23 protein-coding genes and 1 riboswitch are annotated in these 23,312 nt (G+C 69.7%); of the genes, 14 read left to right on the forward strand and 9 right to left on the reverse strand.

Annotated elements, in window-relative coordinates; translation table 11 throughout:
• Positions 1-95 precede the first annotated feature (95 nt).
• The 5 genes from ABFX54_RS36275 to ABFX54_RS36295 all read left to right on the forward strand — a co-directional run bounded on the left by ABFX54_RS36275 (position 96) and on the right by ABFX54_RS36295 (position 5,832).
• Positions 96-1,733 (forward strand): peptide ABC transporter substrate-binding protein, encoded by a 1,638-nt coding sequence (locus ABFX54_RS36275; RefSeq protein WP_346111238.1) that lies wholly within the window; start codon positions 96-98, stop codon positions 1,731-1,733.
• A gap of 129 nt (positions 1,734-1,862) precedes the next feature.
• Positions 1,863-2,807: an ABC transporter permease gene (locus ABFX54_RS36280; protein ID WP_346111240.1), complete on the forward strand. Its 945-nt coding sequence runs from the start codon at positions 1,863-1,865 to the stop codon at positions 2,805-2,807.
• Entirely contained in the window at positions 2,800-3,780 is a 981-nt protein-coding gene (locus ABFX54_RS36285) for an ABC transporter permease (RefSeq protein ID WP_346111242.1), read from the forward strand. Before ABFX54_RS36280 ends, ABFX54_RS36285 begins: the two co-directional genes overlap by 8 nt.
• A gap of 14 nt (positions 3,781-3,794) precedes the next feature.
• On the forward strand, positions 3,795-4,832 hold the full coding sequence (locus tag ABFX54_RS36290; RefSeq protein ID WP_346111243.1) for an ABC transporter ATP-binding protein: 1,038 nt from the start codon (positions 3,795-3,797) through the stop codon (positions 4,830-4,832).
• Positions 4,816-5,832: an ABC transporter ATP-binding protein gene (locus tag ABFX54_RS36295; RefSeq protein WP_346111244.1), complete on the forward strand. Its 1,017-nt coding sequence runs from the start codon at positions 4,816-4,818 to the stop codon at positions 5,830-5,832. Before ABFX54_RS36290 ends, ABFX54_RS36295 begins: the two co-directional genes overlap by 17 nt.
• A gap of 190 nt (positions 5,833-6,022) precedes the next feature.
• Here the strand turns inward: ABFX54_RS36295 and ABFX54_RS36300 are convergent, their stop codons facing one another.
• The 5 genes from ABFX54_RS36300 to ABFX54_RS36320 all read right to left on the reverse strand — a co-directional run bounded on the left by ABFX54_RS36300 (position 6,023) and on the right by ABFX54_RS36320 (position 10,597).
• Positions 6,023-7,207 carry a lipid-transfer protein gene (locus tag ABFX54_RS36300; protein WP_346111245.1) on the reverse strand — a complete coding sequence of 395 codons (1,185 nt, stop codon included), beginning with the start codon at positions 7,205-7,207 and terminating at the stop codon, positions 6,023-6,025.
• A complete protein-coding gene (locus tag ABFX54_RS36305; RefSeq protein WP_346111246.1) occupies positions 7,204-7,608 on the reverse strand; it encodes a Zn-ribbon domain-containing OB-fold protein in 405 nt (134 codons plus the stop codon). The genes ABFX54_RS36300 and ABFX54_RS36305 overlap by 4 nt, the downstream gene beginning before the upstream one ends.
• Positions 7,609-7,633: 25 nt before the next feature.
• Positions 7,634-8,881: a S8 family serine peptidase gene (locus tag ABFX54_RS36310; RefSeq protein ID WP_346111247.1), complete on the reverse strand. Its 1,248-nt coding sequence runs from the start codon at positions 8,879-8,881 to the stop codon at positions 7,634-7,636.
• Positions 8,878-9,645, reverse strand: coding sequence for a hypothetical protein (locus ABFX54_RS36315; protein ID WP_346111249.1), 768 nt, complete (start codon positions 9,643-9,645; stop codon positions 8,878-8,880). The genes ABFX54_RS36310 and ABFX54_RS36315 overlap by 4 nt, the downstream gene beginning before the upstream one ends.
• A 145-nt stretch (positions 9,646-9,790) precedes the next feature.
• Positions 9,791-10,597 (reverse strand): SAM hydrolase/SAM-dependent halogenase family protein, encoded by an 807-nt coding sequence (locus tag ABFX54_RS36320; RefSeq protein WP_346111250.1) that lies wholly within the window; start codon positions 10,595-10,597, stop codon positions 9,791-9,793.
• Between the two features lie 118 nt (positions 10,598-10,715).
• Between ABFX54_RS36320 and ABFX54_RS36325 the strand changes: the two genes are divergently transcribed.
• From ABFX54_RS36325 to ABFX54_RS36335, 3 genes are read left to right on the forward strand one after another with little or no spacing between them, the layout of a single operon-like run.
• A complete protein-coding gene (locus ABFX54_RS36325) occupies positions 10,716-11,015 on the forward strand; it encodes a DUF3263 domain-containing protein (RefSeq protein ID WP_346111251.1) in 300 nt (99 codons plus the stop codon).
• 39 nt (positions 11,016-11,054) lie between these two features.
• Complete coding sequence (gene otsB, locus ABFX54_RS36330) at positions 11,055-11,825, forward strand: trehalose-phosphatase (RefSeq protein WP_346111252.1); 771 nt, start codon at positions 11,055-11,057, stop codon at positions 11,823-11,825.
• Between the two features lie 34 nt (positions 11,826-11,859).
• Positions 11,860-12,489 (forward strand): hypothetical protein, encoded by a 630-nt coding sequence (locus ABFX54_RS36335; RefSeq protein WP_346111253.1) that lies wholly within the window; start codon positions 11,860-11,862, stop codon positions 12,487-12,489.
• Here ABFX54_RS36335 and ABFX54_RS36340 read toward each other — a convergent pair.
• Positions 12,467-13,639 (reverse strand): MFS transporter, encoded by a 1,173-nt coding sequence (locus tag ABFX54_RS36340; protein WP_346111273.1) that lies wholly within the window; start codon positions 13,637-13,639, stop codon positions 12,467-12,469. The genes ABFX54_RS36335 and ABFX54_RS36340 overlap by 23 nt on opposite strands.
• Positions 13,640-13,780: 141 nt before the next feature.
• The gene (locus ABFX54_RS36345) at positions 13,781-15,211 is read right to left on the reverse strand and encodes an alpha,alpha-trehalose-phosphate synthase (UDP-forming) (protein WP_428834610.1); all 1,431 of its coding nucleotides are present in this window, start codon (positions 15,209-15,211) and stop codon (positions 13,781-13,783) included.
• Between the two features lie 107 nt (positions 15,212-15,318).
• Here ABFX54_RS36345 and ABFX54_RS36350 point away from each other — a divergent pair, with 107 nt between their 5' ends.
• From ABFX54_RS36350 to ABFX54_RS36375, 6 genes are all read left to right on the forward strand, one after another.
• A complete protein-coding gene (locus ABFX54_RS36350) occupies positions 15,319-15,873 on the forward strand; it encodes an RNA polymerase sigma factor (RefSeq protein ID WP_346111256.1) in 555 nt (184 codons plus the stop codon).
• 79 nt (positions 15,874-15,952) lie between these two features.
• Positions 15,953-16,094: riboswitch (SAM riboswitch) on the forward strand.
• Between the two features lie 13 nt (positions 16,095-16,107).
• The gene (thrC, locus tag ABFX54_RS36355; protein ID WP_346111257.1) at positions 16,108-17,340 is read left to right on the forward strand and encodes a threonine synthase; all 1,233 of its coding nucleotides are present in this window, start codon (positions 16,108-16,110) and stop codon (positions 17,338-17,340) included.
• A 24-nt stretch (positions 17,341-17,364) separates the two neighbouring features.
• Entirely contained in the window at positions 17,365-17,640 is a 276-nt protein-coding gene (locus tag ABFX54_RS36360) for a MoaD/ThiS family protein (RefSeq protein ID WP_132331077.1), read from the forward strand.
• Positions 17,641-17,887: 247 nt separating this feature from the next.
• Complete coding sequence (locus ABFX54_RS36365) at positions 17,888-18,088, forward strand: cold-shock protein (RefSeq protein WP_106250594.1); 201 nt, start codon at positions 17,888-17,890, stop codon at positions 18,086-18,088.
• 329 nt (positions 18,089-18,417) lie between these two features.
• Positions 18,418-20,046: a chaperonin GroEL gene (groL, locus tag ABFX54_RS36370; protein WP_346111258.1), complete on the forward strand. Its 1,629-nt coding sequence runs from the start codon at positions 18,418-18,420 to the stop codon at positions 20,044-20,046.
• 149 nt (positions 20,047-20,195) lie between these two features.
• The gene (locus tag ABFX54_RS36375; RefSeq protein ID WP_346111259.1) at positions 20,196-20,432 is read left to right on the forward strand and encodes a hypothetical protein; all 237 of its coding nucleotides are present in this window, start codon (positions 20,196-20,198) and stop codon (positions 20,430-20,432) included.
• Between the two features lie 193 nt (positions 20,433-20,625).
• Here ABFX54_RS36375 and ABFX54_RS36380 read toward each other — a convergent pair whose 3' ends face one another.
• Positions 20,626-21,156: a YbhB/YbcL family Raf kinase inhibitor-like protein gene (locus ABFX54_RS36380; RefSeq protein ID WP_346111260.1), complete on the reverse strand. Its 531-nt coding sequence runs from the start codon at positions 21,154-21,156 to the stop codon at positions 20,626-20,628.
• Positions 21,157-21,219: 63 nt separating this feature from the next.
• On the reverse strand, positions 21,220-23,229 hold the full coding sequence (locus tag ABFX54_RS36385) for a HelD family protein (protein ID WP_346111261.1): 2,010 nt from the start codon (positions 23,227-23,229) through the stop codon (positions 21,220-21,222).
• Between the last annotated feature and the right edge of the window lie 83 nt (positions 23,230-23,312).

Consider the following 23,312-nt stretch of genomic DNA (forward strand, 5'->3'; position numbering starts at 1 on the left):
ATCCGGGGGGATACCAGGAACCCCCCGTCAGGCTGCTCCGGATCACCGCAGCTCAGCGCTTGGCGCCCACCTGTAGAGGGAGGAATTCTTTCACCATGCGTGTTACTAAGGGCGCACGGATCGTCGCCGGTACCGCGCTGCTCGCCCTCGCGGTTGCCGCGTGTGGCGGCGGTGCCTCGGACAGCGGCGGCACTGCCGCGGGCGGCGGGGAGACGCCGGTCCGCATGGAGATCGGTGAGCCCCAGGAGCTCCTGAACCCCCAGAACACGACCGAGACCGAGGGCTCTGAGGTCCTCGCCGCCGTGTTCTCGCCGCTTGTGCGTTACGACGAGAACAAGCAGCCGGTCGAAGAGGCCGCCGAGTCGATCACCACGACGGACAGCAAGGTCTGGACGATCAAGCTGAAGTCCGGCTACACGTGGCACGACGGCACGCCGGTCACCGCCGCGGACTACGCGCGCGCGTGGAACTTCGCCGCCCTCCAGGACAACGCCATGAGCTCGTCCTACTTCTTCGGTCGCGTCGCCGGTTACGAGGACGTGCACCCGGGTGAGGGCAAGACGCCGGCGGCCAAGGAGATGAAGGGTCTCAAGGTCGTCGACGACACCACGCTCGAGGTCACCCTCACGGCGCCGTTCTCCCAGTTCAAGACGATGCTGGGCTACACCGCCTTCTACCCCATGCCCAAGTCGGCCATCGGCCCCGATGGCAAGGTGACCCAGGCCTACGGCGAGCAGCCGATCGGCCAGGGTCTGTTCAAGCTGGACAAGCCCTACAAGAAGGGCACCGACCCGACCATCGAGCTGTCGGTCTACGACAAGTTCCCCGGGAAGAAGCCCACGGGCTGGACCAAGCTCCAGTTCAAGGTCTACACCAGCTCGGAGACCGCCTGGAACGACCTCCAGGCCGAGAACCTCGACATCCACGACTCCCTGCCGGCCACGGCCATCTCGACGGCCAAGCAGGTGCTCGGTGACCGCTACTTCGACGAGCCCGACGCGTCGATCGGCTACATCGGCACCCCGCTGAAGTACAACAAGGACTTCGAGAACGTCGACGTCCGCAAGGCCATCTCGATGGCGATCGACCGGAAGACGATCACCGACACGGTCTTCTCCGGCACCCGTTCGCCCGCCGACGACTTCATCAACCCGGCCATCCCCGGCTACCGCCAGGGCGCGTGCGAGGCGTGCACGTACAACCCGGCCGAGGCCAAGAAGCTGTACGAGGCCGCCGGCGGTCCGAAGACCATCGAGCTCGGCTACAACAACGACGGCGGCCACAAGGAGTGGATCGAGGCCGTCGCCAACAACCTGCGCGCCAACCTGGGCATCGAGGTCACTCCGAAGCCGTTCGAGAAGTTCCAGGGCATCCTGGACGCCCTGGACGCCAAGGAGTACAAGGGCCTGTTCCGGATGGGCTGGGCGATCGACTACCCGGCGGCCGAGAACTACCTGACCCCGATCTTCGGCACCGGCGCCATCGGCACCGGCTCCAACTACGGCGGTTACTCCAACAAGGACTTCGACGACCTGGTGGCCAAGGGCGACCAGGCCACCGACGCGGCCGAAGGGCTGAAGTTCTACCAGCAGGCCGATGACATCCTGCTCAAGGACCTCCCCTACATCCCGGTCTACTTCTACCGGAGCAACTTCGGGCACTCGACGAAGGTCAAGAACGTCAAGCTCAACCTGCTCAACCAGATCAACTGGGCCGACGTAGAGAAGGCTTGACGTCATTCGCGGGGTGGGCGGCGGCTCCCGCCGTCCACCCGTCGGATGGCTGAGCTTGGAGGCAGCCACTCGAGCCGGGTAAACCACGGACTCTGGGGGCTGCCTCCAAGTGTGTACCGGAGGGCTTGAATGGGCCGATATGTCATTAGGCGACTGATCCAGGCGATACCCGTCCTGCTCGGCGCCACGCTACTTATCTTCTGCATCGTCTTCGCACTGCCCGGAGACCCCATCGCGGCACTGTTCGGGGACAAGCGTCCGGACGCCGCGATCGCCGAGGTGCTGCGCGAGCAGTACCATCTCAACGATCCGCTGCTGCTGCAGTACTGGTACTACATCAGCGGCGTTCTCTTCCGTGGTGACTTCGGCGTGAACTTCGCCGACATCCCGGTGTCCCAGATCATGGCCGGCAAGTTCCAGATCACGCTGAACCTCGCGCTGACCGCGCTGGTCATGGAGGCCGTCATCGGCGTCGGCCTGGGCCTGTGGGCGGCGCTGCGCCGCGGCAAGGCCACCGACACCATGATCCTCGCCTCCACGCTGCTGCTGATCTCGGTGCCCACGCTGGTGACCGGTTTCGTGCTGCAGCTCCTGCTGGGTGTCAAACTCAAGCAGTGGACCGGAGCGGACATCTTCCCCGTGGCGGGCACGTTCGCGGGCTGGCGCAGCTACCTGCTGCCCGGCTTCGTGCTCGCGGGGACGTCCATCGCGTACCTGACCAGGCTCACCAGGACGAGCCTGGCGGAGACGCTGAGGGCGGACTACATCCGCACGGCCACGGCCAAGGGCCTGTCCAGACGCCGGGTCATCGGCAGGCACGGGCTGCGCAACGCGCTGATCCCGCTGGTCACCTATCTGGGAGCCGACCTCGGCAACCTGATGGGCGGCGCGGTCATCACCGAGACGATCTTCAATCTCCAGGGGATCGGGAACCAGCTCTTCACGTCGGTGTACCTGCGCGAACAACCCGTCGTCGTCGGTATCGTCACCGTACTGGTGCTGGTCTACATCCTGGCCAACCTGGTCGTCGACTTGTTGTACGCCGTGCTAGACCCGAGGATCCGCTATGAGTGACCCAACCCCGCCGGTCGGGCCGGGACTCCCGGAGACGCAGACCATGGTCTCGGACACGGTGACCGCCCCCGCGCCGCCACGCCAGGGAAAGCACAAGCAGGCCAAGGGCGGCAAGCCCGCGAGCCTGTGGACCGACGCCTGGTACGACCTCAGGCGCCGGCCGATGTTCATCCTGTCGGTGATCATCATCCTGATCCTGCTGGTCATGTCGTTCTGGCCGCAGCTGTTCACCTCGGTCGACCCGTTCAACGCCAGGACGTGCGACCTGTCCACGGCGCGGCAGACGCCCAGCGCGGGCCACCTGTTCGGACGGGACAGCCTCGGCTGCGACGTCTACTCCAGGACGATCTACGGGGCCCGCAACTCCATCGTGATCGGCGTGCTGACCACGATCATCACCACGCTCGTGGGCGGGCTGCTCGGCATCATCGCCGGCTACAAGAGCGGCGTGGTCGACACGGTCTCCTCGCGGCTCACCGAGATCTTCTTCGCCATCCCCCCGATCCTGGGCGCCCTGCTGATCGCGGCCACGTTCCGCGGCCGGGCCAACAGCATCATGCTGGTCATCATCGCGCTGGCGGTGCTGGGCTGGCCGATGACGTACCGCATCATGCGGGCGGCCGTGATCACGGCGAAGAGCCAGGACTTCGTGGTCGCGGCCAGGGCACTGGGCGCGGGAGCGGGCCGGATCATGTTCCGTCACCTGCTGCCCAACTCGGTGGCTCCGGTCATCGTCGTGGCCACGATCAACCTGGGCGGATTCATCGCGGCCGAGGCCGCGCTGTCCTTCCTGGGCGTCGGCGTGCAGTCGCCGGACATCTCCTGGGGCCTGATGATCGCCGACGCGCGCAACAGGTTCCTGGAGGCGCCGCTGCCGCTGATCTTCCCGGCCGTGTTCCTGTGCGTCACCGTGCTGGCGTTCATCATGATGGGCGACGCCGTGCGCGACGCGCTCGATCCGAAGCTCAGGTAGGAGGGAGGATCAAAGTGACGAAGACGACTCCGGACGCGTTGCCCGCCGAGGGAGGGCCGGGCGACGGGCCGCTGCTCGCCGTCGACAACCTGCACGTGGAGTTCCACACCCGCGCGGGCGTCGTGCGCGCGGTCAACGGCGTGAGCTACACGGTCGGCGCGGGCGAGACTCTCGCCGTGCTGGGCGAGTCGGGGTCGGGCAAGTCCGTGACGGCTCAGGCCATCATGGGCATTCTCGACATGCCACCGGCGGTCATCCCCAAGGGGGAGATCCGCTTCAGGGGCACCGACCTGCTCAAACTGTCGGAGGACGCCCGCACGCAGGTGCGCGGGCAGCGGATCGCGATGATCTTCCAGGACGCGCTCTCCGCCCTCAACCCGGTCTTCACCGTGGGCTGGCAGATCAGCGAGATGTTCCGGGTGCACCGGGGCATGTCCAAGGCCGACGGCATGAAGAAGGCCGTCGAGCTGATGGACCGGGTCCGCATCCCGGCCGCCAAGCAGCGCGTGCACGACTACCCGCACCAGTTCTCCGGGGGCATGCGCCAGCGCATCATGATCGCCATGTCGATCGCGCTGGACCCCGAGGTGCTGATCGCGGACGAGCCGACCACGGCGCTGGACGTGACCGTCCAGGCGCAGATCATGGAACTGCTGGCCGAGCTGCAGCGCGAGAGCCAGATGGGCCTGATCCTCATCACCCACGACCTCGGCGTCGTGGCCGACGTGGCCGACAAGATCGCGGTCATGTACGCGGGGCGCATCGTGGAGAACGCCCCCGTGTACGACATCTACAAGTCGCCCGCGCACCCGTACACGAAGGGCCTGCTGGACTCGATCCCCAGGGTCGACCTCAAGGGCCAGGAACTGTACGCGATCAAGGGCCTGCCGCCCAACCTGCTGGACCTGCCGCCGGGCTGCTCGTTCAACCCGCGGTGCCCGTACCGGCAGGACAACTGCGTGACCGAAGCCCCCCCGCTCTACGAGATCAGCGGCGTGCGCAGCAGCGCCTGCCACTACTGGAGGGAGGTCCTCGATGGCGAGCGACAGTGAGCGCATCCTTGAGGTGCGCGACCTGGTCAAGCACTTCCCGCTGACGCAGGGCATCCTCTTCAAGAAGCAGATCGGCGCGATCAAGGCCGTCGACGGCGTCTCGTTCGACCTGAACAGGGGCGAGACGCTGGGCATCGTGGGCGAGTCGGGCTGCGGCAAGTCCACCCTCGCCAAGGTGCTGATGGCGCTGGAGCGGCCCACCTCGGGCTCGGTCAAGATCAACGGCCGGGACATCGCCAAGGCCAGGGGCGGCGAGCTCAAGCGCATGCGGCGCAACATCCAGATGGTGATGCAGGACCCGTACACCTCGCTGAACCCCCGGATGACCGTCGGCGACATCATCGGCGAGCCGTACGAGATCCACACGGAGGTCGCCCCCAAGGGCGACCGGCGCACGAAGGTGCAGGAGCTGCTGGAGGTGGTCGGACTCAACCCCGACCACATCAACCGCTACCCGCACCAGTTCTCCGGCGGACAGCGGCAGCGCATCGGCATCGCCCGTGGGCTGGCGCTCCAGCCGGAGATCATCGTCTGCGACGAGCCGGTCTCCGCGCTCGACGTGTCGATCCAGGCGCAGGTCATCAACCTGCTCGAACGGCTGCAGAACGAGTTCAACCTGGCCTACATCTTCATCGCCCACGACCTGTCGGTGGTGCGCCACATCTCCGACCGGGTCGGGGTGATGTACCTGGGCAAGTTCGTGGAGCTCGGCAAGGACACGGAGATCTACGACCGGCCCGCGCATCCGTACACGCAGGCGCTGCTGTCGGCGGTGCCGGTGCCCGACCCCGAGGGCCGGGAGCAGCGGGAGCGGATCATCCTCCAGGGCGACCCGCCGTCGCCGGCCAACCCGCCGAGCGGGTGCCGGTTCCGGACGCGGTGCTGGAAGGCGCAGGAGATCTGCGCCGAGGAGGAGCCGCTGCTGCAGATCCGGCCGGGCACGGCGCACGAAAGCGCCTGCCATTTCGCCGAAACCCATGATGTGGTGCATGTGGGGTGATTTCTTGCCGTCTTTCTGGAGGGCCCATCTGTTACGGCGGTGCCGGGTAGCCCCAGACGCCGCACGTGGCTGATGGCCCTCCAGGGAGACGCTGGCTGAACCCGTCAGTGGCAGAGCGCCGTCACGGCGCTCTGTGGGCCCCGTGACGTGGTCCAAAGCCTGACCTGCTTTCTGGGTCCGGGGGCCCGGCTCAGCGGGTGGCGATGATCGCTGAGCCGTGGCCGAACAGGCCCTGGTTGGCGGCCAGGCCCACGCGGGCGTTCTCCACCTGGCGCGCACCCGCCCGGCCGCTCAGTTGCGCCGTCAGCTCGCAGAGCTGGGCGATGGCCTGGGCCGGGATCGCCTCGCCGAACGAGGCCAGCCCGCCCGACGGGTTGACCGGGATGCGGCCGCCCAGCGCGGTCTGCCCGTCGCGGAGCAGCTTGTCGGCCTCGCCGGGCGGGCAGAGGCCGACGTCCTCCATCCAGTCCAGCTCCAGCGCCGTGGACAGGTCGTAGACCTCGGCCAGCGACACGTCCTGCGGGCCCAGGCCCGCCTCCTCGTAGGCCGCGTGCGCTATCGCCGCCCTGAAGGGCAGGTGGCCGGGCGGGGGGTCGGTGACGCGGGAGTCCGTGGCGAAGTCCGGCAGCTCCAGCACCGTGTTCGGGAAGGTGGGCGTGACCGTGGAGACGGCGGCCAGGCGGACCCGGGTGCCGCCGTGGCGGCGGGCGTACCGTTCCGAGGCCAGGACCACCGCCGCGCCGCCGTCCGAGGTGGCGCAGATGTCCATGAGGTGCAGCGGGTCGGCCACCATGGGCGAGGCCAGCACCTGCTCGGCGGTGACCCGCTCGCGGTAGCGGGCCAGCGGGTTGAGCGAGCCCGCCAGCGCGTTCTTGACCTTGACGGCGGCGAAGTCCTCCGGCGTCGAGCCGTGCACGGCCATCCGGCGGCGGGCGTAGAGGGCGAAGTAGGCCGGGTTCGTGGCGCCGAGGAGGCGGAAGCGCAGCCAGTCGGGGTCGTCGGGGCGGTCGCCGCCCACCGGCTTGAAGAAGCCCTTCGGGGTCGCGTCCGCCCCGACCACGAGGGCGACGTCGCACAGCCCCGCCAGGATCCTGGTGCGCGCGATGTCCAGCGCCTGGGCCCCCGACGCGCAGGCCGCGTAGCAGGAGGCGACCCTGGCGCCCGACCAGCCCAGCGCCTTGGCGTAGGAGGCGCCGGAGACGAAGCCCGGGTAGCCGTTCCTGATGGTGTCCGCGCCGACCACGAACTGCACATCGGTCCAAGCCAGGCCGGCGTCCTTGAGCGCCTCGCGGGCGGCGGCGACGCCGTAGTCGAGGAAGGGGCGGCCCCACTTGCCCCACGGGTGCATCCCGGTGCCCATCACGACCACGCTCATGACGTTCGCCCCCACATCCACACGAGCGGGCCGTCGGCCAGCGGTCCCGAGGTCAGCTCCAGTTCCATGCCCACCGTGAGCTCGTCCACGGTCAGGCCCTTGACCTGCCCCAGCACCACGATCCCGACGTCGTCGAGCTCGACCGCGGCCAGCGTCACCGGCTCATACGGCTGCGCGGCCACGTACGGCGCCGGCGGCGGGTAGCAGGCGTTCGTGTACGACCAGACGCGTCCGCGCCGCGGCAGCCCGAACACCTCCATCTCCGTGCCCGCGCACCGGGGGTCGGGGCACGAGCCGTGCCGTGGCGGGAAGCACACCGCTCCGCAGGCCGGGCACCGGGTGCCCAGCAGGCGGACGCCCGCTTCCTCGATGGCGAACCAGCCGTCGATCGCGTACGTCATAGCCGGAGTATCACACAAGCGCTTGCTAGGTTATATCCCTCCGCCGGGTCCTGCGCCGCAGCACCACCCGCGCCGACATCACCACCATCAGCAGCAGCATGCCGCCCACCACCGGCACCCTGGTGGCCGGCACGGGCCCGTCGCCGAAGTACGGCCCGGGACCGGCCAGGGCCGTGACCGGCACCGCCAGCCGGTCCGCCATCCGCAGGGCGAGCAGCGCGTCGACCACGCCGTGCCCGTAGGCGGGGCTGTAGCCGCCCGACGGCTGCCGCCCGGTGCCCAGCTCGATGGCCCGGCGCACGTGGTAGGGCGACATGCCGGGATGCGCCGACCTGATCAGCGCCGCGATGCCCGCGACCATGGCGGCGGCCGAGCTGGTGCCGTCGCCGACCACGTACGAGGTGCCCGCGTCGGCCGTGACGATCTGCGTGCCCGGCGCCACCACCGACACGTAGTCCTGCTTGTTGGAGAACCGGGCCACCCTCATCCGCCGGTCGACCGCGCCCACCGCGATCACCCCCGGATAGGCGGCGGGGAAGTTCTTCCTGTTGGCGGCGGCGCCGTCGTTGCCCGACGAGGCCACCAGCACCGCTCCCTTGCTGATCGCGTGCTGGACGGCCTCCTCCTCCGCCGCGTACCCCTCCCACGCGCCGCTGCCGCCGCCGAGCGACATGCTGATGACGTCGGCGCCGTGGTCGGCCGCGTACCGGATGCCCTTGGCCAGCGCGTCACGCCAGCCGGAGAGCTGCCTGCCGCGCCTCGGGTCGCCGTTCTCCAGCGTCACCCGTACGGACAGCACCTTGGCGGCGGGGGCGACGCCCATGATCCCGCTGCCGTCACCGTGCCCGCGCCCCGCGATCAGGCTGGCCATGGCGGTGCCGTGCGGGCCCCAGGGCACGTCGCCGGTGCCGGTCAGGTCGGGGCCCTGGATGACGGCGTCGCGCAGGTCGGGGTGGTTCGCGTTCACACCGGTGTCCAGTACGGCCACCACCACGCCCGCGCCCTTGCTCACCCGCCACGCCTCGGGCAACCGCAGTGTGCCGAGCTGCCACTGCCCGGCCCGCGCAGCCTCCCCCAGATCACCGACATCGTCCGCCACGTCGGTGACGCCCGCTGCGTCGGCGGCGCCGGTCGCGTACGCCGCGTCTGCCGTGTCCGCTTTGTCCGTGGTGCAGGTGGTGCGGGTGGTGTCGGTGGCGTGGGCGGCGGTGCCGGGGACGGCGATGACGGCCGTCAGGCCGGCCACCAGCGTCGGGACGATGAGCCGCCTCATCGGGTCAGTGCCTGGTGCAGGACCGTCGCCAGTTGCCGCGCCGCGTGCCGCAGCCGGACCAAGGCGCCGTCGCCCGGTCGGTACGCCCGCCCGTCGGCGTATCCGGCGGCCGTCGCCACCACATAACGCTCGTCGGAGTCGACCACCACGCCGGTGAAGTACTGCCGATCGCCGAACCCCTCGGCCGCTCCGCCGGGGAAGGCCACGGGCCGCACGGTGGCGGGCCGCCCGGCATCGGCGAAGACGGCCCCGAGACCCGCCGTCGGGGCTGCCACGGAAACGGTCCCGAGACCGGCTGTCGGGCCTGCCACGAATACGGCTTCGGGGTCGGGCGCTGTGCCTGCCGCGAAACCGGCCGTGAAACCGTCTGCGGACCCGTCCGTGAGACCGTCTGCGGATTCATCTGTGAGACCGGATCCGTCCGTGAGGCCGGCTCCCGGATCGGTGGCGGGAGCGAGGGCCTGGGTGGGCGGCCGGCTGTCGAGGACGGCGATGCCGACGGTGACGACGAAGGTGCCGGTGCTGTCCGCGTACGTGGCGCGTAACGCCGTCCGGCACCCCGGACCCACCGCGGCCGGCTGGAAGGCGCGCCGGCAGGGCGCCTCGGGGGCGACTCCGGCCAGCACGTACGTGACCCGCGCCCCCGAAGGGCTGGAGCCGGGCACCGAGTCGGGGAAGACCCGGGCGACCGGCCACGCGTGCCAGCGCTCTGAGACGGTCGGGGCCGGTGAGGGCCAGACCGCGGCCATGATGGACAACAGCACAAGGGACAAGTGGAACATGTCAACCTCGAACGGGAGGGGAGGGACCTCCGATCTGTTCCGCATTCTGACACGAGAGCGTTCGGTCATTCCGACGCTTCGGTAAACAGACCGATACGCGGAGTAATTCCGATCTATGGCTTTCCGCCTACGGAGTGGGCGAAAGTCGGACATGTGCCCCAGGCGGGAGCCCCAGCCGCTGGGCCGCGTCACCACAGTTGATCGCGATGGCGATCAGCCCGGCCGAGTCCGCGAACGCCACCAGTTCCCCCGGCGGCACCGCCGCGTACGTCTCACGGAAGGGAAGCGCGAGCTGCCGCCGCCCCAGCCACACCCCCAGCGTGTCGCCCACGCGCACGCCCAGCGCCTGAAGGTCGCCGGCCGCGATCGACAGCTGCGTGTTGCCGTAACGGTCGACCGAGACCACCTCGCCCTCCACCGAGCCCTCGCGCAGCTGCGAGGTCGGCTCGGGCAGCGAGACCAGCCGGGACAGCGGCACCTCGGGTCCCAGGGCCGCCGGAGGCAGCCCGCCGAACAGCCGCCCCGCGACCGGCGCGAACACGTCGCGCCCATGGAAGGTCGGCGAGACCGGATGCAGGAAGTGCGCGGAGTTGCTGATCTCGTACGCCGCCACCGCGCCGCCGCTGGCGTGCACCGCCCACGACAGCACCCCGTTGTCGGGGCCGATGAACACCCGGCCGCCCGCCTCGACGGCCACCGCCCGCCTGGCGCCGCCCGCACCCGGATCGACCGCGCCGATGTGGATGCCCAGCGGCAGGTAGGGGATGGTCTGGGCCAGGACCGCCGCCCCGCGCCGTACGTCGCCCGAGGGGATCAGGTGGCACACGTCGATCACGCGGGCCTCGGGAGCGATGCCGGCGATCACGCCATGACAGGCCGCCACGTAACCGTCTTCGAGGCCGTAGTCCGTGAGGAGCGTGATGACTGAGGTCACATTTGGTGACTGTACGTCCCTCAATCCGCCGTGAACAGCCGCACTCGGCACATTACGATTGGCCTCGGGCCGCGTGCGAGCGACGTGACCGTCACTCGCCCCTTTCGAGGAGGACACCATGGGAGCACCGCTCAGCGGTGACAATGCTGCCCAGGAACCGTCCCGACAACCGCTCTCAGAACGCGACATCGAGCTCCTCGCCTTCGAGCGCCAATGGTGGCGCTACGCGGGCGCGAAGGAGCAGGCCATCAAGGAGAGCTTCGGTTTCTCCGCCACGCGCTACTACCAGCTGCTCAGCGAGCTGATCGACCGGCCGGAGGCTCTTGAGCAGGACCCCATGCTGGTCAAGAGGCTGCGCAGGCTTCGGTCCACCCGCCAGCGCGAGCGCGCCGCCAGAAGGTTTGGCATGCGCCCCTGACCGGCTGGGTACGGCAGCCGCGTGAAGAACATCCCTGGAATGGAAGCGATCTTGCGTGATCCGGCGGGCGCCGTGATCGGGCTCGACTTCGACGGCACACTGTCGCCGATCGTGCCCGATCCGGCCCAGGCCGTGATCCACCCCGAAGCGCCGGCCGTGCTGGCCGAGCTGGGCGCTCACGTCCTCGCGGTGGCCGTCGTGACCGGCAGGCCCGCGGCCACCGCGCTGGAGCTCGGCCCCGGCCTGGCCGACGTGGAGGGGCTGGTCGTGCTCGGGCACTATGGCTTCGAACGCTGGGAGGACGGGCGGATCTCCGCGCCACCACCCCCGCCCGGGGTGCCCAGGGCCGAGGCGGAGCTGCAACTGCTCCTCGGCACGCTCGACCTCAAGGGCGTCGTCATCGAGGACAAGGGCCGGGCCGTGGCCGTGCACACCAGGCGCAGCCCCGATCCCGAGGGCGCGCTGGCCGTGCTGCGCGAGCCGCTGGCCAAGCTGGCCGAGAAGCACGACCTGGTGATCGAGCCTGGGCGCATGGTGCTGGAGCTGCGGCCGCCCGGCATGGACAAGGGACACGCGCTGAGCCTGTTCCTGGCCGAGAAGGCCGCGAGGTCGGTGATGTTCGTGGGTGACGATCTGGGTGATCTGGCCGCGTTCGACGCCGTACGCGCCTCGGGGCTGCCCGGGGTGACCGTGTGCAGCGGCTCCGCCGAGGTGACCGCGCTGGCCGAACGGGCCGACATCGTGGTGGACGGGCCGCAGGGCGTGGTGGCGCTGCTGCGCGAGCTGGGGTCGGCGTTCAGTCGTTCGTGATTGTGCTGCAAGTCCCGCTGCCTAGGGTCGGGGCATGCCCAAGCGTCATCTCGCCGTCGCGGCCCTCACCGCGATCACCCTCCTCGCCGCACCCCTCTCCACCGGCGCCGCGAACGCCACCAGCGCCCCGTACACCGTCACCACCGCGAACGTGAGCAGCGTCGCGACCACTCAGCCGCTCAAGCTCAGGGGCGGTCTGACACTGCACCTGCCGATCACATGGGCGGTCCACCGGGTCCGCCCCGACTGGACCCGCGTGGTCACCGGCAAGTGCGCCAAGCCCTCCAGCGGTTACGGCACCCCGGGCTGCCGGAGCTTCTGGGTGCTCGGTCCCAAGGCCATCAAGTACGGCAACGAGCTGTTCCACGCCTACGACGGGAAGCGGCCGTTCTATCCCGCGACCGACGTGCAGCAGTGCCCGAGCAACGGCAAGTGGGGCCAGACCCTCGGCTCGGCCAGGGTCACGGGCCTGCGCCAGGTCGGCCCCGGGCACAAGGCCGCCTACCGCGAGTGGCGGGCCTCCTGCGTCTCGTACGTCAACGGCAAGGTGAAGTCGCGTTACACGCAGCGCGAGTGGTACCTGCCGAAGACCAGGATCCTCGTCGTCGACCAGTGGAGGACGCCGGGCCTGCCGGACGTGCTCAGGAACGCCGACTGGAGCTGAGCACCCCGGCCACGGCCAGGCCGATGAGCACCGGCACCAGGAGGAACGCCTTCCAGGTGCCGAAGCCGTCGGCGAGCGCGCCGAGCGCGAGCGGGCCGGCCGCGATGGCGGCTCCCGCCCAGATCGGCGAGGCCGCAGCGGCCAGGTCGGCCCGGCCTCCCGCGCCGGCGATCAGCCCCGACAGCGCCAGCGGGAAGTGCAGCGAGGCGCCGAGCCCGCAGACCACCAGCCCGGCGTAGGAGAGCGCCGGGTGGGTGCTCAGCCAGAACAGCAGCCAGCCCGCGAATGCCACCGCCAGCGCCCCCACGAACAGCGGCACGGGGGGCAGCCGCAGAGCGAGCTGCGCCCCGGCGAACCTTCCCGCCGCCAGCCCGCCCACGAACGCCGTCAGCCCGGTGGCCGCCGCGGCCGCGCTGATTCCCGTACGGTCGGCGAACAGGTCGGCGGCCCACAGATTGAACGTGAACTCCATCGCCACGCAGCAGAACAGCACCAGCCCCGCCAGATGAAACCCCCACCCCGGCCTGCCCACCGCCTCCGTACCCGCACTGGTCTCGGCCGGCTGTTGCGGGACGGGAGGCGACGGCGGCCAGACGCGGCTCATGAACAGGGCCAGCAGCACGCTCACGACCGGCGTGACCAGCAGCGCCGCCCGCCAGCCGAACGTGCTCTGGGCGACCACGCTGAGGCAGAACGTCATCGCCATGCCCACCACCACGCCCACGGCGTTGGCCTCGCTGATCGCGGCCGGGCCCGCCGGGCCGTGGTGGTCGCTGAGCGCGGCCATGGCGGTGTAGAGCATGATCGAGCTGAACCCGCCGGAGACGCCGTACCCGAGCATCGTCAGGGGCAGGGCGTCGGCGGGGACGATCACGAGCAGGCCGGCGTTCATCCCGGCCAGACCGATCCAGGTGGTCGCGCGCCGGCCGAACCTGCGGGTGAGCGCCGGCAGCAGCAGCCCGGCCACGATCGTGCCCACGGCCATGGCGGTGCCGTGCAGGCCCGCGACGGTGGCCGGGACGCGCAGGTCGGCGCGGAGCAGCGGCAGGGCGGCGCTCAGGCCGTACATGTAGGTGGCGAACGCGCCGAGCTGGAGGTAGATGAGCCAGGTCGGACGATCTCTGATCAGCCGGATGGGCGGTAAGACCATGCTCACCCGGCAGCCTCCTGATCGGTGAGGGGCGTCGCCCTCTCATGGTAGGTCAGCGCGCCGAGCCCGCTCGGAACCGGGGGCCGAGCAGGCTCAGCCGAAAATCGGCGGAGCAGGCTCAGCCGAAAACCCCGAGCCGGCTCAGGTCAGGGCGTCGAGCTGGGCGGCGAACCACTTCTGCGGCGGCAGGGCGGTCGCGGCCGCGTGCAGCTTGTCGCGGCGCATGCGGCGCTCGTCCTCAGGCATGACCAGCGCGTCGTGCAGGGCCGCCGCGGTGCCGCTGATGTCGTACGGGTTGACCAGGAGCGCGTGCTGCCCCAGCTCGGCCGCCGCCCCCGCCTCACGCGACAGCACCAGCGCGCACCGCTCGGACAGGACAGGCCCCTCCTTGGCGACCAGGTTCATGCCGTCGCGGATGGGGTTGACGAGCAGCACGTCGGCCATCCGGTACGCGGCCAGCGAACGCGGATAGTCGTCGTTGACGTTGAGTATCAGCGGGTCCCAGTCGTCGGTGGCGTACTCGTCCTCGATCTCCTGGGCACGGCGCTGCACCGAAGCGGTGTATTCGCGGTATTCGGGCAGGTCGTGCCGACTGGGATAGGCGAAGGCGAGGTGGACGACCCGGCCGTGCCACTCGGGATGGGCGGCCAGGAACTCACGGTAGGCGATCAGGCCGCGGACGATGTTCTTCGACAGCTCGGTGCGGTCGATGCGGACGATCAGCCTGCGGTCGCCCACCTGCTCCCTGAGCGCGGTCATGTGGGACTCGACGTCGGGCTCGCGGGCCCGCTCCCACAGCGCCGAGCCGTCCACACCGAGGCTCTGCACCCCGATGCGGGTCGTGCGGCCGTCGTGGGTGACGCTGCGCCCGACGCGGTCGGCCTCGGCGCCCAGCAGGCGCTCGCAGCAGTCCATGAACGCCTGGGCCCATCTGTCGGTGAGGAACCCGGCGTGATCGGCCCCCAGGATGCCCTCCAGGACCTCGCGCGCCACCTCGTCGGGCAGCAGGGAGAAGTATTCGGGCGGCGCCCACGGCGTGTGGCTGAAGTGGGCGATGCGCAGGTCGGGCCGCTCGGCGCGGAGCATGGCGGGGGCCAGCGTAAGGTGGTAGTCCTGCACCATCACGCGGGCGCCGTGGCCGGCCTCCTCGGCCAGCGCCAGCGCGAACGCCCCGTTGTAGTCGCGGTAGGACTCCCACTCGCGCTCGAACCGCGTGCCGAAGTTGGGCGTGTTGGGGATGTCGTAGAGCAGGTGGTTGACGAACCACAGGGTGGAGTTGGCCACGGCGTTGTAGGCGCGGTGGAAGACGGCGGGCGCGATGTCGAGCATGCGCAGCGGGCCCGTGTCGTAGCCGGCCTGGTCGATGCGGCCGCCGGAGGCCAGGCGCACGGCGCTGCGGTCGCCGTCGGACAGCGCGGCGCAGACCCACAGCACGCCGTCGTCCTTGGCCACGCCCGACAGGCCCGAGACGAGCCCGCCGCCGCCGCGCCGCATGGTCAGCTCGCCGTCGTCGGAGACGGTGAAGGAGACCGGGCCTCTGTTGGAGGCGAGCAGGACGCTGTTCATGGACATCCTCGGTCACGAGTCGCGGGATTGACGCGCGGACCGCGCCATCTCGCGTGCGGCGGGGCGAGGAAGTCAACTAGGCTCCCATCGATCACAAACATAGGATCCCATCTATGGCGCTTGATGAGCTAACCGAGGAACTCGCCCGCTCCGCGGCCGGAGGAGACCATCGCGCACTTGGCGAGCTCCTGGCGCGGATCGAGCCTGACGTGCTGCGCCACTGCGCCCGAATCCTCCCCTATCACCAGGATGCGGAAGAGGCCTCGCAAGATACGTTGCTGGCCGTGGCGCGCAACATCGGCCGCTTCGAGGGGCGGGCCAGGTTCAGCACCTGGCTGCACATCGTGACCGCCAACTGCGCGCGGACGACGTACCGGACGCTCAAGCGCAGGGCGGCCGAGCAGAGCTCGGACGAGCTGCCCATGCAGAAGCCGGACGTGCGGCGGGTCAGCGTGATCGCGGGCTCGCGGCTCGACCTGCTCGACGCGATGGAGGCGCTGGAGGCCGACAAGCCCGACCTGGCGCAGGCGCTGGTGCTGCGCGACATCGTCCAGCTCGACTACAACGAGGTGGCCGAGCAGCTCGGCATTCCGCTCGGCACCGCGAAGTCCCGCATCCACCAGGCGCGCAAGTACGTGCAGGGCGTCCTGGGCGAGGATTATCGCTGAGACCAACCGTCCCACATGGTGAGACGGGTGGAAGTTTCGGCCACTTGAGCGGGTAGAGTCCAGTTCAACAACTTCATATTGCTCATCCAGAGGGGTGGAGGGACCGGCCCTGCGAAGCCCCGGCAACCCTCCCGGCTTTCGACTCGCGACCTGGCGAGGCCGACCGGGACTAGGTGCCAATTCCGGTTCGCGGTCAAGGTGGCCGTGGGCGAAGATGAGGGAAGGCCTCGCTTCATGTCGCTCGACTTTGGTCCTGCTGTCGGTCTGTCCTGCCGCGAGTGCGGCGCGCGTTACCCCCTGGGTCCCAGCTTCGCCTGTCTGGAGTGTTTCGGGCCGCTTGAGGCGGCCTACGACTTCGGCACGGTGACCCGGGCGGACATCGAGTCCGGCCCGGCCAACATCTGGCGTTACCGCAAGCTCCTCCCTGTCCCGGCTGACGTGACCGAAAAGCCGAATATGAACCCCGGCTGGACCAAATTGGTCAAGGCCGGAAACCTCGGCAAGTCACTGGGACTCAAATCCCTGTACGTGAAGGACGACTCGGGAAACCCCACCCACTCCTTCAAGGACCGCGTGGTCGCCATGGCCGTCGAGGCGGCGCGCAACTTCGGTTTCCACACGCTCTCCTGCTCCTCCACGGGCAACCTCGCGGGCGCGGTCACCGCCGCCGCGGCGCGGGCCGGGCTCGACGCGTGCGTGTTCATCCCGGCCAACCTCGAAGCCGCGAAGATCGCCATGGCCCGCGTGTTCGGTGGCCGGCTGATCGCGATCGACGGCACCTACGACGAGGTCAACCGGTTCTGCTCCGAGCTGATCGGCGACCCCATGGGCGACAAGTGGGGCTTCGTCAACGTCAACCTGCGGCCCTACTACGCCGAGGGCTCCAAGACGCTCGCGTACGAGATCGCCGAGCAACTCGGCTGGCGGCTGCCCGAGCAGATCGTCATCCCCATCGCCTCGGGCTCCCAGCTCACCAAGATCGACAAGGGCTTCAAGGAGCTGATCCGGCTGGGGCTGGTCGAGGACACGCCCTACAAGATCTTCGGGGCGCAGGCCGAAGGCTGCTCGCCGGTGTCGGCCGCGTACAAGGCCGGTCACGACGTCGTCCAGCCGGTCAAGCCCGACACCATCGCCAAGTCACTGGCCATCGGCAACCCGGCCGACGGTCCCTACGTGCTGGACATCGCACGACGCACCGGAGGAGCCGTCGAGGACGTCACGGACGCCGAGATCGTGGCCGCCATCAAGCTGCTCGCCTCGACCGAGGGGGTCTTCGCCGAGACCGCGGGCGGGGTGACCGTCGGCGTGCTGAAGAAGCTGGCCGAGAGCGGCAGGCTCGATCCCGAGGCCGAGACCGTGGTGCTGAACACCGGCGACGGGCTCAAGACCCTCGACGCCATCAGCGACGACGCCGCGCCCACGGCCGTGATCCGGCCCTCCCTCGACGCGTTCCGCGCGACTGTCTGACAACCAGGAAAGGCGACATTTACCATGAGCGTTTCTGTGCGGATTCCCACCATTCTGCGCACGTACACCGGGGGCAACGCCGAAGTGAGTGGCGAAGGCGCGACTCTTCGTGACGTGCTCGCCAAGCTGGACTCCGACTACCCCGGCATCGGCGCGAGAATTCTGGATGAATCGGGCAAGATTCGACGTTTCGTCAACGTTTATGTTGGGGAAGAGGACGTCCGTTTCGCCCAGGGTCTCGACACTCCCGCCCCAGAGGGCACGCAGATCTCCATCATCCCCGCGGTCGCCGGCGGCTGAGTGCCGCGGCATCCCCGATCGTGGAAGGCGCCCCTTGTGGGCGCCTTCTGCTTTTCCAGGGCTAATTCAACGTTGTACGAGCTTCGCTGCGAAGAAATACCTGGTTTGCAGATTGACTCTGTTGCCAAACCCCGTGCCACAGGTATGGTCGAGGGCGATCGTCTGCATGATTTTCAGTTATGTCAGGCGATTACAGGCCTCGCGGAGGAATGGGCGAGATCTGAGAGACCAGTAAGAGGAGTCGGAAGTGGCGCAGGGCACCGTCAAGTGGTTCAACGCGGACAAGGGCTACGGCTTCATCGCGGTAGACGGTGGTAAGGATGTATTCGTCCATTACTCAGCGATCATGATGGACGGGTACCGCTCTCTCGAACAGGGTCAGCGCGTCGAGTTCGAGATCACGCAGGGCCAGAAGGGGCCGCAGGCGGAGTCCGTCCGCACGGTCTGAGGTCACGTCAACTGGTATGCACCGGGCGGGCTCGCACGGCAGCGCAGTCCGTGCGAACCGTCACCTCTCAATCGTCGACTCGCGTGCGGCGAGCTGCTTCGGGCGGCTCGCCGTACTGACTTCCGACCTGGGGAGGAACATCCGGCGCGGGTGCGTTCGCTTGCACTCGGCAGGGTAGAGTGCTAAACAGTTCGTTGGCACTCTGTGCAGCAGAGTGCCAACATCGGATCGAGACGATGGGGTCTGCCGAACGGAGATGCGGGCCCATGCCGTCGCGGGCGTCGGCTCGGTCCACGACAAGCCACCCTGTATCTGGGAGGTCTAGCCTTATGGCAGCCAAGATGATCGCGTTTGACGAGGACGCCCGGCGCGGTCTCGAGCGCGGTATGAACCAGCTCGCCGACGCCGTCAAGGTGACCTTGGGTCCCAAGGGCCGCAACGTCGTGCTGGAGAAGAAGTGGGGCGCTCCCACGATCACCAACGACGGTGTGTCCATCGCCAAGGAGATCGAGCTCGAGGACCCTTGGGAGAAGATCGGCGCCGAGCTGGTCAAGGAAGTCGCCAAGAAGACCGACGACGTCGCGGGTGACGGCACCACCACCGCCACCGTGCTCGCCCAGGCGCTGGTGCGCGAGGGTCTGCGCAATGTCGCCGCCGGCGCCAACCCGATGGCCCTGAAGAAGGGCATCGAGGCGGCCGTCGAGCGCGTCAGCGAGGAGCTCTCCAAGCTGGCCAAGGACGTGGAGACCAAGGAGCAGATCGCCTCCACCGCCTCCATCTCCGCCGCCGACCCCGAGATCGGCTCGCTCATCGCCGAGGCGATGGACAAGGTCGGCAAGGAAGGCGTCATCACCGTCGAGGAGAGCAACACCTTCGGCCTTGAGCTTGAGCTCACCGAGGGCATGCGCTTCGACAAGGGCATGACGTCGATGTACTTCGTGACCGACTCCGACCGCATGGAGGCCGTGCTCGAAGACCCGTACATCCTGATCGTCAACAGCAAGGTCTCGGCCAACAAGGACCTGCTGCCGCTGCTCGACAAGGTCGTGCAGTCCGGCAAGCCGCTGCTGATCATCGCCGAGGACGTCGAGGGCGAGGCCCTGGCCACCCTGGTCGTCAACAAGATCCGCGGCCTGTTCCGCTCGGTCGCGGTCAAGGCCCCGGGCTTCGGCGACCGCCGCAAGGCCATGCTCAACGACATCGCGATCCTGACCGGCGGTCAGGTCATCGCCGAGGAGGTCGGCCTCAAGCTCGAGACCGCCACCCTCGACCTGCTGGGCCGCGCCCGCAAGGTGGTCGTCACCAAGGACGAGACCACGATCGTCGACGGCGCCGGTGACGCCGAGCAGATCGCGGGCCGGGTCAACGAGATCCGCGCCGAGATCGAGCGCACCGACTCCGACTACGACCGCGAGAAGCTGCAGGAGCGCCTGGCCAAGCTGGCCGGCGGCGTGGCCGTGATCAAGGCCGGCGCCGCGACCGAGGTCGAGCTCAAGGAGCGCAAGCACCGCATCGAGGACGCCGTGCGCAACGCCAAGGCGGCCGTCGAGGAGGGCATCGTCCCCGGCGGTGGCGTGGCCCTGCTGCAGGCCGGCGCCAAGGCGTTCGACAAGCTGGAGCTGACGGGCGACGAGGCCACCGGTGCCGCCATCGTCAAGAAGGCGCTGGAGGAGCCGCTCAAGCAGATCGCGGTCAACGCCGGCCTTGAGGGCGGCGTCGTGGTCGAGCGCGTGCGCAACCTCACCCCGGGTGAGGGCCTCAACGCCGCGACCGGCGACTACGTCAACATGTTCGAGGTGGGCATCCTCGACCCGGCCAAGGTGACGCGCTCCGCGCTGCAGAACGCCGCTTCCATCGCGGCGCTCTTCCTCACCACCGAGGCCGTCATCGCCGAGAAGCCCGAGAAGACCCCCGCTGCGCCGGCCGGCATGCCCGGCGGCGGCGACATGGACTTCTAGGTCTTTTCTCGTCGTAAGAACGAAGAGCGGTCCGGGCTTTTCCGGGCCGCTCTTGTTTTGTTTGACTGCCATTACGTTTCACAATTGCTCGGCTACTCCAAGTGAGGAAGGGTGGTGCCACCACACCGCCTGTACAAAGGAGTAAGAGGATGCTTTCTCGCAGCAAGCGCATTTTCGGCGTCGCCGCCCTGGCTCTCGTCGCCGCCACCACCGCCCCGGCCGTCCCGGCCTTCGCCGAGCGGAGCGCCCTGTCGCTGAACGACATCCCCCTGCTGCGTGAGCTGCAGGGGCCGATCTGCCTGCCCAACTCGCAGACCGGGCTCACGGTGCTCGACGCGCTGCTCCCGCAGCTCATGGCCTGCCCGCAGGGCTGGCTGACCGACTGAGGCCGCCCGGCCCGCGGCCAGCCTGCCCGCAGGGCTGGCTGACCGACTGAGGCCGCCCGGCCCGCGGCCGGACCCGTCCGGCTTCGGCCGCCGGTGGCCGGGCCCGGCTGACACACGAGGTCGCCGGCGGTGACGATCGCCGGCCCGAAAAGCGCCCCGCCGCCGTGGCGGGGCGCTTTCATGTGTCTCGCGGTCAGACGCCGTAGAGGGCGACGATGTGGCCGCGGGCCAGGGTGTTGGCGGTGATGTTGAAGCCCACCACCGCCGGGCTGGCGTCGCTGTCGACGCCCAGCCGGTCGACGCCGAGCGCGTGGACCGTGAAGACGTAGCGGTGCGGGTCGCCGGGAGGCGGGGCGGCGCCGCCGTACGCCTTCGTGCCGTAGTCGTTGCGCGCGTGCGCGGCCCCCTCGGGCAGGCCCTTGAAGTCGGGAGCGCTGCCCGCGCCCGCGGGCAGCTCCGTCACCGAGGCGGGCAGGTCGGACAGCACCCAGTGCCAGAAGCCGCTGCCGGTGGGGGCGTCGGGGTCGTAGCAGGTGACGGCGTAGCTCCGGGTGCCCTCGGGAGCACCGGACCAGCGCAGGTGGGGAGACTGGTTCCCGCCTGTCATGCCCCAGTCGTTGAAGACGTGGAGGTCGGCGAGCCTGGCGCCGTCCTGGAGGTCGTCACTCTCGACCGTGAGCGCGGGAACCGACGGCAGGTATTCGTGTGGAAGCGGTGCGGGCACGGCATCCTCCTAGGTTGAGAGCTGCTTGCCCAGCCATCCTAGAAGCGGCCGTGCCCACCGCTCTCACGCCGTCAGCTGCGCCGGGAGCGCCTTGTCGTGCAGGACCGTCAGGGAGGTCACCGCGCGGGTCAGCACGACGTACAGCCGGGCCAGGCCCCTGGGCTCGGCGGCGACGATGTCGGCCGGCTCGACCACGATGACGTGGTCGTACTCCAGACCCTTGGCCAGCGTGGCGGGCACGATCAGCAGGCGGTGCTCCTGGGCGGCGTCGGGGTCGAGCACGGCGTGGGGGAGCTCCGCCAGGGCCCGCGAGACCTCGTCGATCAGCGCGTCGGGGACGATGACCCCGATCGAGCCCTCCTTGGCCAGCGCCTCCTCGGCGGCCCGCGCCACCGAGCCGCCCTCGCTCACGGTGAGCGAGCCGAGGCCGGGGCGCAGCGAGCGCGGGGCGGCCAGGGCGGGCGCGATGGAGGGAAGCAGCCGGGCGGCGTAGTCGAGCACCTCGCGCGGCACGCGGAAGCCCAGCGTCAGCTCCGTCACCTCGCCCTCGCCCTGCCCGAGGTGGCGCAGCACCGACTCCCACGAGGTGGTGGACCACGGCGTCGTGCCCTGGGCCAGGTCGCCCAGCACGGTGGCCGAGCCGTTGCGGCAGCGCCGCCCGAGCGCGCGCAACTGCATCTCGGACAGGTCCTGGGCCTCGTCCACCACGAGGTGGCCGAGCGACGGCGTGCGCTCCATGAGGTCGCCCAGCTCGTCGAGGAGCGCGGCGTCCGCGGCGGACCACTTCGCCGACTTCCAGCTCCGGTACGGCTTGCGCCAGATCAGCAGCTCCTGCTCCTCCGGCGACAGATCCGACTTGGCGGCCTTGACCGCCCGGCCGAGGAAGCCGGGGTCGGACAGCAGCCGGAACAGCACCTGCTCGGGCGTCAGCTTGGGCCAGACGGCGTCCACGAGCTGCTTGACCGGCTTCGACCTGGCCACCGCGTCCTGCACCCGGTCGTCGGGGGATTCGCCGCGCTGCTCCATCCTGACCAGCACCATGTGGGCCAGCCGCTGCGCCAGGGCGGCCCGGCCGGGGTTGTAGCGGGTGGTGCCGCGCAGGGAGGCCACGATCTCGCGTACTTCGTAGTCGGCCACCCGGTGGCGGTAGGCGCCCTTGGTGAACACCAGGCCGTCCTCGGGCTTGACGATGTGCAGCCAGAGCGCGGCTTCGAGCACCGGCGCCATCCTGGCGTCGCCCTTCACCGCCGCCACCAGCGGGTCCTCGGGCGCCGCGTGGTCGCCGAGCAGGCCCGCCACCGTGGTCTGGTCGACCTTGACCTCGCCGAGCGCGGGCAGCACCGAGGAGATGTAGGACAGGAAGGCCCGGTTGGGGCCGACGATCATGACGCCGGACCTGGCCAGCCGCTCGCGGTGGGTGAACAGCAGATAGGCGGCGCGGTGCAGGCCCACGGCGGTCTTCCCGGTGCCGGGCGCGCCCTGCACGCAGACGGTCTGGGCCAGCGTGGCGCGGACGATCTCGTCCTGGTCGGGCTGGATGGTGGCCACGATGTCGCGCATGGGCCCGGTGCGCGGCCGTTCGATCTCCTCGGTGAGGATCTTCGACGGGCCGATCTCGCCGCCCTCGCCGAGCGGCTCGTCCTCGAACGCGGTGAGCGCGCCGCCGTGGTAGCCGAAGCGGCGCCGGCGTACGACGCCCATCGGGTCGGCCGGGCTGGCCTGGTAGAACGCGCGGGACACCGGCGCCCGCCAGTCGATGACCAGCGGCTTGCTGCCTCCGTCGTGGACGTGGCGGCGGCCGACGTAGATCGTGCCGGGCAGGTCGTCACCCGCGGCACGGTCGAGGCGGCCGAAGAACAGCGGCGTGTCCGGATGGTCGGCCAGGGCGGCGACGCGCTGGTCGAGCAGCGACTGGAGGATCTGCTGCGACACCCAGTCGCCGGCCGCGTCGGCGGACAGGGATTGGGCGTGGGCGCGCATGGCCTTGAGCGCGGCCCTGGACTCGGCCAGATGCGCCTGCTCGGCGGCCAGCACGTCGGTGGGTATGTCGGGTGCCAGCTGGTGTGCGGGCATGCGGAAGTGCCTCCCTGTCGGTTTCGGAGGTGGTCAAGGCAGCGAATCGACCAGTTTAACGGCGACTTCGGCATGACTCCAAA

This window comes from Nonomuraea maheshkhaliensis, from assembly GCF_039529435.1.
GTDB lineage: Bacteria > Actinomycetota > Actinomycetes > Streptosporangiales > Streptosporangiaceae > Nonomuraea > Nonomuraea maheshkhaliensis.

What these genes read in the sequence shown, in the direction of transcription:
- ABFX54_RS36295 (WP_346111244.1), top strand. Translation starts at nt 4,816, where the DNA reads ATGGCGAGCGACAGTGAGCGCATCCTTGAGGTGCGCGACCTGGTCAAG.
- thrC (WP_346111257.1), top strand. Translation starts at nt 16,108, where the DNA reads ATGTCGCTCGACTTTGGTCCTGCTGTCGGTCTGTCCTGCCGCGAGTGC.
- ABFX54_RS36385 (WP_346111261.1), bottom strand. Translation starts at nt 23,229, where the DNA reads ATGCCCGCACACCAGCTGGCACCCGACATACCCACCGACGTGCTGGCC.
- ABFX54_RS36340 (WP_346111273.1), bottom strand. Translation starts at nt 13,639, where the DNA reads ATGGTCTTACCGCCCATCCGGCTGATCAGAGATCGTCCGACCTGGCTC.
- ABFX54_RS36350 (WP_346111256.1), top strand. Translation starts at nt 15,319, where the DNA reads ATGGCGCTTGATGAGCTAACCGAGGAACTCGCCCGCTCCGCGGCCGGA.
- ABFX54_RS36300 (WP_346111245.1), bottom strand. Translation starts at nt 7,207, where the DNA reads ATGAGCGTGGTCGTGATGGGCACCGGGATGCACCCGTGGGGCAAGTGG.
- ABFX54_RS36280 (WP_346111240.1), top strand. Translation starts at nt 1,863, where the DNA reads ATGGGCCGATATGTCATTAGGCGACTGATCCAGGCGATACCCGTCCTG.
- ABFX54_RS36360 (WP_132331077.1), top strand. Translation starts at nt 17,365, where the DNA reads ATGAGCGTTTCTGTGCGGATTCCCACCATTCTGCGCACGTACACCGGG.
- groL (WP_346111258.1), top strand. Translation starts at nt 18,418, where the DNA reads ATGGCAGCCAAGATGATCGCGTTTGACGAGGACGCCCGGCGCGGTCTC.
- otsB (WP_346111252.1), top strand. Translation starts at nt 11,055, where the DNA reads ATGGAAGCGATCTTGCGTGATCCGGCGGGCGCCGTGATCGGGCTCGAC.
- ABFX54_RS36335 (WP_346111253.1), top strand. Translation starts at nt 11,860, where the DNA reads ATGCCCAAGCGTCATCTCGCCGTCGCGGCCCTCACCGCGATCACCCTC.
- ABFX54_RS36375 (WP_346111259.1), top strand. Translation starts at nt 20,196, where the DNA reads ATGCTTTCTCGCAGCAAGCGCATTTTCGGCGTCGCCGCCCTGGCTCTC.
- ABFX54_RS36275 (WP_346111238.1), top strand. Translation starts at nt 96, where the DNA reads ATGCGTGTTACTAAGGGCGCACGGATCGTCGCCGGTACCGCGCTGCTC.
- ABFX54_RS36325 (WP_346111251.1), top strand. Translation starts at nt 10,716, where the DNA reads ATGGGAGCACCGCTCAGCGGTGACAATGCTGCCCAGGAACCGTCCCGA.
- ABFX54_RS36345 (WP_428834610.1), bottom strand. Translation starts at nt 15,211, where the DNA reads ATGTCCATGAACAGCGTCCTGCTCGCCTCCAACAGAGGCCCGGTCTCC.
- ABFX54_RS36310 (WP_346111247.1), bottom strand. Translation starts at nt 8,881, where the DNA reads ATGAGGCGGCTCATCGTCCCGACGCTGGTGGCCGGCCTGACGGCCGTC.
- ABFX54_RS36305 (WP_346111246.1), bottom strand. Translation starts at nt 7,608, where the DNA reads ATGACGTACGCGATCGACGGCTGGTTCGCCATCGAGGAAGCGGGCGTC.
- ABFX54_RS36285 (WP_346111242.1), top strand. Translation starts at nt 2,800, where the DNA reads ATGAGTGACCCAACCCCGCCGGTCGGGCCGGGACTCCCGGAGACGCAG.